Source organism: Flavobacterium sp. (assembly GCF_036782315.1).
Taxonomy (GTDB): Bacteria; Bacteroidota; Bacteroidia; order Flavobacteriales; family Flavobacteriaceae; genus Flavobacterium.
Genome location: NZ_DAIPZK010000016.1, coordinates 38781 through 54047 on the forward strand (window position 1 = coordinate 38781; position 15267 = coordinate 54047).

A 15267-nucleotide genomic window follows, 5' to 3' on the forward strand; every position below is an offset into this window, starting at 1 on the left:
CTAAAAAACTTAAATTGCAGGGTTAAATTTAACTCAGTCATTTCTTGATTAATCGACTTTTCATATTATTTTTTTTGGTAACTTTAAATAGTTACGCACAATCTGTTTATAAAGATGCAGGAAAAATCAGTGACAGTACCGATTATTACCTAGAGATTGGTCTTTTTAACAAAGAAGCTAAAAAATCATACACTAAAGCCATACTATATACAGAAAAGGCAATTGAGTATGCTAAAAAAAATAATTTAGACAATAAATTAGCAGATTGCTATTTACAGTTAGCTACTATTTTTTACGAACTTGAAAAAAATGATTTAGCAATAGATTATTACATCAGAGCAATCAGCATTTATAACAAAAGCGAACCAAAATCTAATATTGCGCTTTCTTATTATGGTTTAGGTAAATGTTATCTTAAAAAAAACAATGTTCCTTTAGCCGAAATCTATTTTGAAAAAGCTGCTGCCGTTTATAAAAAACTTAACTTTCTTGAAGCAATTGAATTAATTAACCTACAAGAAGCTATCATAAAAAAAGAAAAAGGAAAATATAATGAAGCTAGCACAATTTTAAAAGGTGTTGTAGACAATATTAGTGATGATGCCTTATTAAGCACAAAAACAGAAGCTTACATTCAATTAGGTGAAATTGAAATTATTAAAAAAAATTTCAATCAAGCAGTAAACTATTTAAATCTTGCAAACCAAACTAACGAATCTAATAACAACGATTTTCAGTTAACTAAACGCATATACAAATTACTAAGCGTTACTTACGAAAGAAATAAAAACTTATCAAATTCCAATCTATATTTAAAAAAATATATAGCTCTAACGGATTCTATTGGACAATATTATAACAGTTATGTAGCAGAAAATACGGTAGATAAAATTCAGTTTGACAAACAACTTAAAACCATTGAACAATTAGATAAAGAGAAAAAAAGTCAGCAAAAAACGCTTCGTTTCTCTAAATTAATTAGTATTTTGAGTATTGCCTTAATTTCAATTTTATCATTATTAAGTTTGTCTTTGTATAAAAATAATAAAATTAGAATTAGCACCAATAAACTTCTAAAAGAAAAAAACAGAGAATTAACTATTGAAAAAGATAAAGCAGAAAGAGCATCGAAAGCACGAGCAGATTTCTTATCAACTGTGAGTCATGAGTTAAGAACACCATTAAATGCTATTAACGGAATTACCTATCTTTTACTACAAGAAAAACCTAAAGCAAGTCAGTTAAACTATTTAAAATCATTAGAGTTTTCAGGTAATTATCTTTTAAACTTCATTAATGACATTTTAGAAATCAACCGTTTAGAATCAGATAAAGTGGTGATTGAAAAAATCAATTTCAATCTTTGCGAATTAACTGAAAACATTGTCATTTCTTTCAAAGAATTTATTCATGAAAACAACATTAAGTGTCATTTAAATATTGATAAATCTATTGATTACAATTTAAAAGGCGACCCAACTAAATTATCTCAAATTTTAATCAATCTATTAAACAACGCAATCAAGTTTAGTAAAAATGGTGATGTATGGTGTACCATTAAAAAGAAACACGAAACAGACAATAATGTAATTTTATTTTTTGAGATAAAAGACAACGGCATTGGAATTCCAAAAGACAAACAAAGTGCAATTTTTGATAGCTTTAGTCAAGGCTCGGTAGAAATTAATCGTACATATGGTGGAACTGGTTTAGGACTCTCTATTGTGAAAAAAATATTAGAATTAATGGGAAGTGAAATTCATCTTTCTAGTGAATCAGGCAAAGGAAGTACCTTTAGTTTTGAATTACAATTTGAAAAAGGAATTGCCACTAAAACAAAAGAAGAAATTACAAAACCAGAACTTAGTCTATTAACTGAGAAAAAAGTTTTACTAGTTGAAGACAATAAAATCAATCAAATGATAACACAGAAAATGCTCGAAAAAAGAGGTATTTCATGTAAAATTATAGATAATGGTGAAGACGCTATTGAAGACACAAAACTAAACAACTACGATTTAATTCTTATGGATGTCCACCTTCCAGGCATCAACGGAACTGAAGCTACAAGAGAAATTAGAAAATTCAATAGCTATACTCCAATTGTAGCGTTAACAGCAATTTCTTTGAATGAAAATAGAGAAATGCTTTTGTCCTTTGGCATGAATGAAGTTATAACCAAACCTTTTGAACCAGAGCATTTTTATAATGTAGTAACCAAGCACTTAACTAGTACTGAGCAATCAAATTCTTAATTAAATTTCTCACATGAGGTTCTGCTTTTTTTGCTGCTTCTAAAACCTCTTCATGATTTACCTCTTCAATATTATCTTCATCACCCATATCGGTAATTACAGAAACACCAAAACACTCCATATTCATGTGTCGTGCCACAATAACTTCTGGAACAGTTGACATTCCTACACAATCTGCACCCAAAGCTTTTACCATTTTATATTCGGCAAGCGTTTCAAATGTGGGTCCTTGCAACCCTAAATAAATTCCTGTCTTAAGATATACATTTAAATCCTCAGAAATTTCAAAGGCTTTTTCAATCATTGCTTTTGAATAAGGCTCGCTCATGTTTACGAATCGAGGCCCAAAACGTTCATCGTTATGTCCACGTAAAGGATGCTCTGGCATCAAATTAATGTGATCTGTAATAACTACCACATCTCCTACAACATATTCAGGATTAACTCCACCTGAAGCATTTGAAACCACTAATTTTTCAACACCTAAATATTTCATTACACGCACTGGAAACGTAACTTGTTTCATATCGTACCCTTCATAGAAATGAAAACGCCCTTGCATTGCTACCACTTTTTTCCCTTGAATCGTTCCAAAAACCAAAGCTCCCTTATGACCTTGCACAGTAGAAATTGGAAAATTCGGAATTTCAGCATAAGGTAATGTATGTTCGATAGCAATATCTTCTGTAAATCCGCCTAATCCTGAGCCTAAAATCACGCCATATTCTGGTGTGAAATTGGTTTTATTTTTAATGTAATTAACTGTTTCTTGAACCTTTTCCCACATAATCTTCTATCGTTTTATCAATGTTTGTATTTAAGAAAAATGATTTTATTGGTAAATAGAACAATTGCTCTTTTGGCAACAATCCGTTTAAACGAACAAAATCTTTTTCTGTTGTAATTATTTTTCTTCCGTTAGCATTTATTAATATTTGCTCACAATCTTGTTTTGAAAAATGGTGATGATCTGGAAAAACCAAAGTATCATCCGTTTCATTTTTTAGAAAATCGAAAAACAATTTAGGCTTTGCAATTCCAGCAACCAATACTTTACTTTCGGATTTAATTTCTGAAACTAACAATTGACTATCATTTCCAAAAACATAATCGTCATATTGAATTGTAGTAAAGAAAACTTGTTGCTTTACCTTCAACTTTTCTTTGATTTTCTGCTGCGCAATTTCGGACAAATCATTCGGACATTTTGTGACAATTATCATATCTGCTCTTTTTTTACCTGATGACGGTTCGCGTAAATTCCCGAAAGGCAAAATATAATCATCGCAGAACAAATCGTCATAAGCGGTAAGTAAAATATAAAACCCTGCTTTAACTTTTCTGTGCTGATAAGCGTCGTCTAATAAAATTACATCCAGTTTTTCTTGAAGTTGCAATAAATTTTCAATTCCGTTTTTTCTATTGGCATCAACTGCTACTTGAATGTTTGGAAATTTCGAAAAAAACTGAAAAGGTTCGTCACCAATAGAACTCGCACTAGCGTTTTCATCTGCCAAAATAAACCCTTCAGTCGTTCGCTTGTAACCGCGACTCAAAACAGCCACTTTATGCTTTTCCGAAAGTAATCGGATTAAATATTCAATTTGAGGCGTTTTTCCTGTGCCTCCAACGCTTAAATTCCCAACAGCAATAATTGGAATATCAAAAGAGTAGCTTTTAAAAATGCCGTTATCGTAAAGCCAATTTCGGATATAAGTAATTAGCCAATACAAAAAGGCTAATGGAAAAAGTATTTTTCGCAACAAATTCATATTACGAAAGTATAATAAATTATCTTTATATTAAAGTTTATGTCTTTTATCATTTCATTTCTAACGAGTATTTCGTTAATTTGTGTAAACATTTTTTAAAAATTACTTATCATGAAACTTTCCAATATACTTTCGGTTCTTGAAGAAATGGCGCCACTAGGTTATGCCGAAGATTTTGATAATGTGGGGCTTTTAGTTGGAAATCCGAATCAGGAAATTTCAGGTGTTTTAGTTTGTCATGATGCACTTGAATCTGTGATTGATGAGGCAATTTCGAAAAATTGTAATCTAGTCGTTTGTTTCCATCCTATTTTGTTTTCGGGAATTAAGAAGATAACAGGTAAAAATTATGTCGAACGCGCCATTTTGAAAGCGATAAAAAATGACATTGCAATTTATGCTGTTCATACCGCTTTGGACAACCATCAAAAAGGTGTGAATAAAATTTTCTGTGATGCATTAGGATTGAAAAATTCGAAAGTTTTAATTCCAAAAGAAAATTACATACAAAAATTAGTAACCTATACAATTCCTGAAAATGTTGAAAAATTGCGAAATGCTTTATTTGATGCTGGAGCTGGAACAATTGGTAATTATGAAGATTGTAGTTTTAATTCGAAAGGAATTGGAACCTACATGGGAAATGAAAATTCGAATCCAGAAATTGGCGAGAGATTTGAATTTGTAGAAAACGAAGAAATAAAAATTGAAATGACTTTTGAAAAGCATTTACAAGGGAAAATATTGAAGGCTTTATTCAAAAATCATGTATATGAAGAAGTGGCGTACGAAATTTATCAATTGGAAAACCAGCATCAAAATATTGGTTTAGGACGCGTGGGTGAATTTGAACATCCACTTTCTGAAACCGAATTTTTGAAGTTGGTAAAAGATAAATTACAATGTGGAGGTATCAGACATTCGGCTTTTACAGGAAAACTAATAAAAAAAGTAGCTGTTTTAGGCGGAAGTGGAAGTTTTGCAATAAAAAATGCAATTACCTCAGGAGCAGACGCTTATCTTACTGCCGACTTAAAATATCATCAATTCTATGAAGCTGAAAATCAATTACTTTTAGCAGATATTGGACATTTTGAAAGCGAAAGATTTACAAAAAATTATATTGTTGATTTTCTTAAAGAAAAAATCACTAATTTTGCAATCATTTTATCAGAAGAAAATACAAATCCAGTTAAGTACTTTTAAATATGGCAACAATCAAAGAGCTAAGTGTAGAAGATAAGTTAAGAGCCCTTTATGCTTTACAACTAGTTGATTCTAAAATAGACGAAATAAGAAATGTAAGAGGAGAATTACCTCTTGAAGTAGAAGATTTAGAGGATGAAGTAGCAGGACTTTCTACTCGTTTAGAAAAATTAAAAAGCGATTTAGAAACAATTGACGAGCAAATCAAAGGAAAGAAAAATGCTATCGATGAGCACAAAGCTGCCATTAAAAAATATTTAGAACAACAAAAAAATGTTCGCAACAACAGAGAATTCAACTCTTTAACAAAAGAAGTGGAGTTTCAGGAATTAGAAATTCAATTGGCTGAAAAACACATTAAAGAAATGAAAGCTTCTATTGAACACAAAAAAGAAGCTGTAGCTCAAACAAAAGAAAAGTTAGAAGGCAAACAAACGCACTTAAAACATAAGAAAGCAGAATTAAGCGACATTATGGCTGAAACTGAAAAAGAAGAAAACTTCTTATTAGGTAAATCAGAAGAATTAAGAGGTCAAATTGAAGAGCGTTTATTAGCAGCTTACGACAGAATTAGAAATAGTGTTAGAAACGGTTTAGCTGTTGTTTCTATTGAGCGTGGTGCTTCTGCTGGTTCATTCTTTACAATTCCACCACAAACGCAAATGGAAATTGCAGCTCGTAAAAAAATCATTACAGATGAGCACAGTGGAAGAATCTTAGTAGATGGCGTTTTAGCTGACGAAGAAAGAGAAAAAATGGAAAAATTATTTGCTAGCATCTAATTAAATCCTTTTCAAAATAAATGAAAGTCCTTTTTTTAAAAAGGGCTTTTTTTATTTTTATTACACAGAGTTTTTTTGTCCCGAAGCTTCGGGATTGATTATTTAAAAGAAACACACAGAGCGTTTAACTTTTTTAAAAATTATAAAGAAACTTTGTGTTACTCTTTGAAAACTTTGAGAAACTTTGTGCAACAAAAAAATCACTAAAATATTCTATCTTTGCAACATGGAAGAAAACACAGTACGCATCAACAAATATTTATCCGAAACAGGCTTTTGTTCTCGTAGAGAGGCCGATCGTTTGATTGAGCAAGGAAGAGTAACAATTAATGGAAAAGTTCCAGAAATGGGTACTAAAGTAGCGCCTGGTGATGAAGTTCGCGTGAATGGTGTTTTAGTAGAAGAAAAGAAACAAAAACACATCTACTTAGCTTTCAATAAACCAGCAGGAATTGAATGTACTACTAACCAAAAAATTAAAGATAATATAGTAGATTACATCAATTATCCTGAGCGTATTTTTCCTATTGGCCGATTAGATAAAGCCAGTGAAGGTTTGATTTTCATGACGAGTGATGGCGATATTGTAAACAAAATTCTTAGAGCAAGAAACAACCACGAAAAAGAATACATCGTAACTGTAAATAGACCTATTACGGATAGATTTATTGATCGAATGGCAAACGGTATTCCAATTTTGGAAACAGTAACCAAAAAATGTAAAGTTGAACAAATTAGTAAATACGTTTTCCGAATTATTTTAACACAAGGTTTGAATAGACAAATTCGTAGAATGTGTGAATACTTAGATTACGAAGTAACAGCTTTAAAACGTACACGAATTATCAACATCTCATTAGACGTACCAGAAGGAAAATACCGTCATCTAACTGATAAAGAAATTACCGAATTAAACCAATTAATTGCTCCCTCAAGCAAAACAGAGGAAGCAAGTTTACCAAGTAATAAAGGTAAGTTTACTGGAAAGAGGAATTATGGGGAGAGGAATCGTTAAAAACAAAGTTCCATTACATAATCATCCATTACATAACCATTTCCAATATCAATTACTTCGTCTTTAACTTTTGTAAAGCCTAGTTTGGTATAAAAATGTATGGCGTTGTTGTATTTGTTTACGTTTAAGAAAATGGCTTTTTGGTTATTTTCGATTGCTTTTTCTTTTACCAATTCAAAAAAATGTCTTCCTAAACCTGTTCCTTGAGTTTCAGGTAACACGTAAATTTTGTGAATTTTGGTTTTGTTAGGTTCGCAATTAATTTCATAAGAAACAAATCCTACGTACTTGCCCTCATCATCTTTTGCCAAATAAAAAACGTGACCTTTTTGCATTAATTCGAGCAAAGCGGTTTCGTTATAAAATTTTTTAATCATATAATCTAATTGTGCTTTGGATAAAATTTCTCCATACGCAACTGGCCAAATCTTATTGGTTAAATCGATAACAACTGAAAGTTGATCTATTTTACAAAGTACTAGTTTCATACTGCTAAAATAAAAACAAAAAGGGTCAACCTATAAAGATTGACCCTTTTTTTAACTTAAAAAAACTAAATATTATTTTTTAATAACTTTAATTTCTGTTTGGTTTCCACCTGCATTAACTTTTACAATATACATTGCAGCAGCTAATTCAGACATATCAACTTGAGCTTCTGTTTGATTTGGCATAACTTGTTTAACCAATCTTCCACTTAAGTCATAAACACTAACTGAAGTAATTTCTTCATTATATTTAATCGATAATGTATTAATTACAGGATTTGGGTATACCGATAAAGCATTCATATCAAATGAAGAACTTCCTAAAGTTGTAACATCAAAACAAGTACTTCTTGAAGTACAACCATTTAGCGTTACATCAACCGCATAACTTCCAGTTGCAGTTGCTGTATACGATTGTGATGTTGCCCCAGGAATAATTGTATAAACTGGACCAGCAGTACAAGTATACCATTGGTAAGTAGCTCCTGTTTCAGCAGCAGTTAATGTATCATCTACTCTTGTAATAGTAGCATTTGGTAAAGCATTTACGGTAACATTTACAGTATTGCTATTAAAACAACTTGTTAATGGATTCGTTGAAGTCGCAGTGTAAGTTTGGCTACCTGCTGTTGAAGATTTCACATAAACCGTTGATGCATTAGAACCCGCAACATATGGAATAGTTCCAGCAGCATTAGTATACAAATTAGTAACTGGAGACCAAGTAATATTATTTGCAGATTTGATAATTCTTACATTATCAATTAACCATCCATAATAATTAGTCGAACTATCAGTTGTATATCTAAATCTAATTCTAAATTGATTACTAGTTAAAGCCGCAGTTGGTATATTGATAGTTTCTGTCTTCCATAGAGAGGTCGCTGGTCCAGATCCTGGAGTTGAAGTAGTTCCAGTAAAAGTAGCAATCCAATCTGCATAACTTCTAGTTGAAAAACGAATATTCGTATTAAATACAGCAGCATTAGCTGAACCTGAATAATTTGCAACCGGAATTAAATTCCAAGTAGAACCTCCGTCTGTAGAATATTCAATTATACCATAATCATATGAAGTTGTTGGGCTTTCCATAGCTGCAATATGAGAGAATACAATTGAAGCTGAAGCAGATCCAGTTAAATCAACGTTAGAATTTAATTGATAACTTACATTTGCACTAGTAGAGGCAGTAGTAAATAAAACTGATCCAGTACCTTCGCTGTAATAAGTAGTATTTAAAGTTGCTGAACCCGTCCCTGCAGTATTTACAACTGTAAAATTAGCAGGTAATACATTCATTGTTTCAACAAAAGCATTTGAATTGAAATTACCACCAGATGCAGTAATAGCAGTAGCTGTATTTTCACAAGCCGAAATTGGACTAACTGGGCTAAAACTAATTGCGCTTGGAATTGCATTTACATTAACTGTATAAGTTGCCGTTGAAGCACAAAGAGCTCCTGAAGTTTGGCTAGCTGTTAAAGTATAAGTTGTAGTAACAGTAGGGTTAAATGTCCAACCCGTAATCTCATTTCCACTTACTCCTGTTGAAGGACTCCAAACAAATGTATTATAATCAGATCCTCCAGCAGTTAAAGTAACTGCATTAGTCGAATCCCCAGCACAAGTCGTTGTAGTTGTACCACTTAAAGTTAAAGTAGGAGGAGTTGAAACTGTTGCAGTAACAGGAACTCTTCCTGATGAACAAATTAATTGTCCGTTAATTGTAAATCTAGGTCTATTAGAGGTAGTACTTGAAACAGATGTTTCTGCAAGCATATCAGTAGGAGTTAAATTATCTCTTTGTCTGTAATTCGATGAAACAAACCCTACATTATCAACTTTCATGGTTGTAGCAGTTGCAGTAGTAGCAGCAGGAACTCTTGACCAAGAAATTGATATAACTATATTAGACGTTCCATCCCAAACAAAACTACTTGTAGTTCCTGCACCTGTTCCAAATGTTAAATTGTTTACTATACCCCCAACTGGAGTAAACCCATCGTTTGCTTCTGTTCCTGAATAAACAAAACTTAAACCAGTATTAGGAATAAATGTAGTTGTTGGAGCAGTAGTTGCAGTAGTATGTCCAATTTGAACGTAGAATCCTTGATAAGTTTGCCCTGAATTTGTTGGTTCAAATCCCAAATTAGTAATAGGTCCCGCAGTTAGACCAGCTTGAATTAATTCTGATGCTCTAATTATGTATTGTGTTTTAGCACCTCCCCAGAATCCTGGTAGAAAACTATCACCAGTTGATGATGAATTTGTCGCTCCTGCTCCTAAAACTAAACTACCTGCAGCTGTAGTTGTTGCAGCAGCATAGTAAGTAGTTGTTGCAGCAATTGAAGGTGTTGTAAATGAAGAACCAGATGCTAATGAAGCCCCCCCCGTTGCATTCGCATACCAGTTTATAGTTGCACCTGCACTTGGTGTTGCACTTAAATTAACCGTTCCAGTTCCACATCTAACACCAGGTACTGTTGCCGATACATCATTTGCAAAAACAACATAAACTGGAGTTGAAGAAGCTGTTGAAGGACCCGTCGCACAAGTTACTTCACATCTAAAATATGTTGCAGCTGTAGGTGTTAATGTATAAGTTGGATTCGTTGCAGTTGCTATTGGTGAATATGTTACACCATCAGGTGAAGAAAACCACTGGTAAGTAACACCTGATCCTGTTGTTAAATTTTGTAAACTTAAAGTAACAGAAGTTCCTAAACAAATTGAATTTGATGATGCAATAGTATTTCCAGGTGTAGGAGTACCACTACAAGCATTTGAATTTGCATAACTTAAGAAACCTGTATAATTAGCTGATAAAACAGGAGTTGTTGATTGTGTTGAAACTCCAGCAACAGCAGTAGCTACAGATCCAAAAGTACTTGTATATTGGCCACTAGCAGTAGGAGCTTGAACTGGAATACTTGTTGTTAAAATTCCAGCATCACCTAATCTTACGTTGATACTGCTAATTGTACCAGAAATCAATGGCAATTCCCATCTTCTATTTGTTGCCATACTTGTAATAGCAGCACTTTGAGTACCTGTGTTAGTATCAAAAGTCTCAGCTCTCATTACCGCTACTGAAGTAGTTGCTGGAGCTGCCCAAATAGGAGCATAAGTTGTTTTACCAACTGGGAATAAGATAAAATTAGTATTAGCATTTGCGTTTGCAATTGTTCTTGCAAAAGGACCTCTAACCATGTTAGTAGCACTTGGTGTACCAGCCAAAGTCCCGGCAGCAGCTGTAGTTCCTAAAGTTAATAAATTTGTATTTGTAGTATTAATAATACCCGAAGTCATTGTTAATGTTCCACTTACTGATAATGGCACATTCAATGTAACCCCAGTAGCATTAGTATTATTAATCGTTAACGATGTTAAATTAGCGGTAGGAGAAGCAGATAAATTTCTATATACACCCGTACCTCCGATAGTTTGTGCATTGGTTGTTGCAGCAACAGTTCCGTTTGCATAATTAGCTAAACCAAATTCAGTAGTAGATGTAAAAATTCCATTATTAGTGATATTACCGGCAACATAAGAAGTTCCAAATAAAACTTCAGAACTAGGTTGAATAAGTACATTTCCGCTAAAACCTAATGTCCAACTTGTTGTCACTATACGATTAGTACCTCCTAAAGTATTAACTTCAAGATTACCTAATAAAATTCTATTAGACCCAACCCAAGTATTTAATCTAAAACCATTAGTAGCATTACCACCTGCATCTGTAGAAACACCATCACCCAATTTAAGAGTATGTGTACTTGGTACATTTACATGTGCTGTACTATTATTATATGCTAAAGTGTTTGACGCCGTAGCATTTGCATGCGGGTCTAAAATGGTTAATGCTCCACCAGTCCAGTTGATGAATTGTGAATTTAACTGAACAATTGCAACTCCTGATGCTACTGAATTTGCAGCATTACCACCATCATTACCGTCAACCAAAATATCTCCACCACTTTGATTAAAAATCGAAGCTGCATTGTGTACCATATTACCATTAACAGCTAACAATCCTCCTGATACAGTTAAAGTACCATTATTAGTTAAAGTATTATTATTTAAAGTACAACCTACTGTTAAATCTCCAGCTGATACTACTAAAGTACCTCCTGTTGCAATTGTTACATTTCTAGCCACATTTCCAGAAATAGTTGAGCTTACTGTATGACCATTCGCAACTGTAACTAAATCAGCGCAAGTAGGAACCGTTCCTTTGTTCCATGTAGTACCTACATTCCAATCACCTGAAGCAACAGATACAAAAGGAACATCAACTGAATTCACACCAATATGGAATGGCTCAGCTAGCAATTGTGCTGTTGTAATTCCTGTTCTTTGTGGCGCTGGAGTTGTGGTACCGTTTTGAAAAGTCCCAACAACTGAATTTGGATTCATTAATCTAGCAGCAGTATTTGATGTTACAAACATACCATTTGAATAAAAACCTACTAGTGTATGGGTTCCTGAAGTATAAACATATCCAGATTCTGCAGAAATTTGCCAATTTCCATTTGTTCTATCTGTTACTGTATAAGTGCCATCAGCGATACTCAAACCAGTAGTAAATCCTGCCACATCATTAAATACGGCTGTTAAATAACCAGCAGTATTTCCTGTAGTTGTAGCACTTGAACGTGTAATATATAAAGCTCTTGAAGAACCATTTGAAGTAATAAATGGATATCTACTTGTCGTTCCTGTAGGATCTGTACCTGCAGTTATTGCAGTTCCTGTAGCCGCCGTAGTCCACCATCTTGAAAAAGAACCATTAATAAAACCAGTTCCTACAGGTGCTGTAAAAGTTCCTCCTGCGGCATTGTTTCCAAAATAAATCTTATTACCGCTCAAATTTATTCTTGCACCAGTAATATTAAGGTTATTTGCAACTTTAACATTATTAAAGCCCCAAATTACGTTAGGAGTAGCGGTTGCAGTATTGCTGAATATTAAATTTCTTATAACATCGTTTACAAATATTCCACTTCCTGTAATTGACTGAACAGCACTTCCATTCAATGTTAAAGAGCCTTCCGTAGTAGCTCCTATAGAAAGATCAATATTTCCGTTATTTACTATATTTCCTGTAACAACTAAAGCTTTACCTGTTGTACCCGCATTAGATACAAGAAATTCAGAACCTGCTTCAAGTGTTAAATTACCGTTTACATTAAAGGTAGTAGGAGTTGCTCCAAAATCTAAAGTTCCTCTGATAGTTAAATTGTTAATAGCCTGCCCTACTGCATTAATTGTAACTGTATGTGCATCTACAATTGCATTATCAGCACCTGTAGGCACCGCATTAGCATCCCAAGTGGAAGGATTACCCCAATTTCCATTCGCAACAGAAATAAAAGTTCCAGCAGCTCTTGAAGTTAAAGATATATTATCTATCTGAGCTGGTGGAGTTACACCCCCACTTGTATCACTTTTCCAATGAAAAATTAATCTAAAAGTTGTTCCTGCAAGTGAAGCTGGCAACAATACTGTTGTGGTTTGAACAGTTGTTTGTAAGTTTCCATTTGCCACCCATGTTGAACCAGTTATAGCAGCAGGAACATTGACTGCTCCTGATCCTGGGTAAGTTGTTCCTCCTACAGGGGTTACACTTGTTGGAGCAACAAACACTTGCCATAAATCCCATGTCGATTCTCCATTAGCAATCCAATTAAAAGATAACTGAATTACACCTTGGCCCGCAGGTACTGTAACATCCCTCCAAAAATAATTTGAACTAGCATTAGCAATGTTATAGGATGGAGTAGTTCCATCATTAGAAACAAAAGCTGCGTTACCAGTTATCAAACCATTAGATAATGGTCCAACAATCCAAGGATTGTTTACACTATTGGAAACAGACCAACCATTAGCAGCAAAAGTTGCTCCATTCTCAAAACCACCATCGCCTGTAGGAGAAATTAAAGTAGTTTGACCTTGAACAAAAACAAAAGAAAAAAACATCAAAAATACAGACCATAACATAAGCCTATTTCGCTTTGTTACATTGTACGATTTCTTTTCTTGTTTTTTAAAACTTGTTGTACATGTTAATAGGAACATGTCAACTGAATCGTAATTTTTTTTCATATTATTTAATTAGTTAATTTGGTTTTATAAATTGGTTAATTTACAAAAGCCTTACAATTTCCGTAAAAAAAAAAGGCTTTTAATAAAATAACGACGAAATGCATTTTTTAACGATTAAATGCATTTTTATACCCGCTATTATATCTCATAAAATTCATTAAAAACCAATCTTAAAATTAAATCATAATCGATTGTAATTTACTATAATCTAATTAAGTAACAATACTACTATGTTGTAAAAAAAAATACCCCAAAAAAATATTTTTTGGGGTATTAAATAGATTTAATTATTTTACTACTCTTTCTTAATTATTTTAAATTCACCCATTGTGTCATCAGCAAATACTTTTACAATATAAACTGAAGCAGCTACATCTGACATATCAACATTAACTTCATTGTTATTTGTTTTCATGTTTTTAACTAATCTTCCATTGATATCATATACTTGGATTGATGTAATCGCTCTTGTATATGTTACTGTGAAATTACTAATCACAGGGTTTGGATAATAAGTTAATTGAGTTAAGTTAAATGAATTATTTGATAATGTAGTAACATCAAAACATGTACTCATAGTGGTACAACCATTTTTAGTCACCTCTACTGCATAACTTCCAATAGCTGTTACTACATATGATTGAGAAGTTGCACCAGATATTATTGTATAAACTGGACCTGCACTACAAGTGTACCATTGATAAGTTGCTCCTGATTCAGTAGCTGTTAATGTATCTCCCGTACGTGTAATTGTAGCATTTGGTAAAGCATTAACCGTGATAGTACCTGTTGCACTCACTGTTCCACAACCTCCTGTTAATGGAATACTATAGTTGAATGTACCTGCAGCTGATGGTGTACCTGAAATCGTTATTGTATTTGATGCCCAAGAAGCTGTCACACCTGCTGGTAAACCTGTTGCAGTTCCAATTCCTGTTGCTCCTGTTGTTGTATGAGTAATATCCGTTATAGCTGTATTAATACAAACTGAAGGAGAAGATGAAGCAGCTCCAGCTGTATTAGTAGCAGTTACAGTAATAGTACCTGTAGCACTTACTGTTCCACAACCTCCTGTCAATGGAATACTGTAGTTGAATGTACCTGCAGCTGATGGTGTACCTGAAATCGTTATCGTATTTGATGCCCAAGTAGCTGTCACACCTGCTGGTAAACCTGTTGCAGCACCAATTCCTGTTGCTCCTGTTGTTGTATGAGTAATATCCGTTATAGCTGTATTAATACAAACTGAAGGAGAAGATGAAGCAGCTCCAGCTGTATTAGTAGCAGTTACAGTAATAGTACCTGTAGCACTTACTGTTCCACAACCTCCTGTTAATGGAATACTGTAGTTGAATGTACCTGCAACTGATGGTGTACCTGAAATAGTTATCGTATTTGATGCCCATGTAGCTGTCACACCTGCTGGTAAACCTGTTGCAGTACCAATTCCTGTTGCTCCTGTTGTCGTATGAGTAATATCCGTTATAGCTGTATTAATACAAACTGAAGGAGAAGATGAAGCAGCTCCAGCTGTATTAGTAGCAGTTACAGTAATAGTACCTGTAGCACTTACTGTTCCACAACCTCCGGTTAATGGAATACTATAGTTGAATGTACCTGCAGCTGATGGTGTACCTGAAATCG

General features: G+C 33.5%; 9 protein-coding genes. 4 read left to right on the forward strand and 5 right to left on the reverse strand.

Features of this window, described 5'->3' with window-relative positions:
• The first annotated feature begins 74 nt into the window (after positions 1–74).
• Positions 75–2255, forward strand: a complete 2181-nt coding sequence (locus V7P59_RS12200; RefSeq protein ID WP_333810431.1) for a tetratricopeptide repeat-containing hybrid sensor histidine kinase/response regulator — start codon at positions 75–77, stop codon at positions 2253–2255.
• Here V7P59_RS12200 and V7P59_RS12205 read toward each other — a convergent pair.
• Both V7P59_RS12205 and lpxK read right to left on the reverse strand, forming a co-directional pair.
• Positions 2230–3042, reverse strand: coding sequence for a purine-nucleoside phosphorylase (locus V7P59_RS12205; protein WP_333810432.1), 813 nt, complete (start codon positions 3040–3042; stop codon positions 2230–2232). The genes V7P59_RS12200 and V7P59_RS12205 overlap by 26 nt on opposite strands.
• Positions 3014–4027, reverse strand: a complete 1014-nt coding sequence (lpxK, locus tag V7P59_RS12210; protein WP_333810433.1) for a tetraacyldisaccharide 4'-kinase — start codon at positions 4025–4027, stop codon at positions 3014–3016. Before lpxK ends, V7P59_RS12205 begins: the two co-directional genes overlap by 29 nt.
• Positions 4028–4138: 111 nt before the next feature.
• Between lpxK and V7P59_RS12215 the strand changes: the two genes are divergently transcribed.
• The 3 genes from V7P59_RS12215 (at position 4139) to rluF (ending at position 7030) form a co-directional block, all read left to right on the forward strand.
• Complete coding sequence (locus V7P59_RS12215; RefSeq protein ID WP_333810434.1) at positions 4139–5233, forward strand: Nif3-like dinuclear metal center hexameric protein; 1095 nt, start codon at positions 4139–4141, stop codon at positions 5231–5233.
• A 2-nt stretch (positions 5234–5235) separates the two neighbouring features.
• The gene (locus tag V7P59_RS12220; protein ID WP_333810435.1) at positions 5236–6015 is read left to right on the forward strand and encodes a zinc ribbon domain-containing protein; all 780 of its coding nucleotides are present in this window, start codon (positions 5236–5238) and stop codon (positions 6013–6015) included.
• A 226-nt stretch (positions 6016–6241) separates the two neighbouring features.
• The gene (rluF, locus tag V7P59_RS12225) at positions 6242–7030 is read left to right on the forward strand and encodes a 23S rRNA pseudouridine(2604) synthase RluF (protein ID WP_333810436.1); all 789 of its coding nucleotides are present in this window, start codon (positions 6242–6244) and stop codon (positions 7028–7030) included.
• Here the strand turns inward: rluF and V7P59_RS12230 are convergent.
• From V7P59_RS12230 to V7P59_RS12240, 3 genes are all read right to left on the reverse strand, one after another.
• A complete protein-coding gene (locus tag V7P59_RS12230; protein ID WP_333810437.1) occupies positions 7027–7518 on the reverse strand; it encodes a GNAT family N-acetyltransferase in 492 nt (163 codons plus the stop codon). The genes rluF and V7P59_RS12230 overlap by 4 nt on opposite strands.
• A gap of 72 nt (positions 7519–7590) precedes the next feature.
• Positions 7591–13623, reverse strand: a complete 6033-nt coding sequence (locus V7P59_RS12235) for an Ig-like domain-containing protein (protein WP_333810438.1) — start codon at positions 13621–13623, stop codon at positions 7591–7593.
• Between the two features lie 295 nt (positions 13624–13918).
• The coding region (locus V7P59_RS12240; RefSeq protein WP_333810439.1) for a T9SS type A sorting domain-containing protein at positions 13919–15267 on the reverse strand (1349 nt) is incomplete at its 5' end.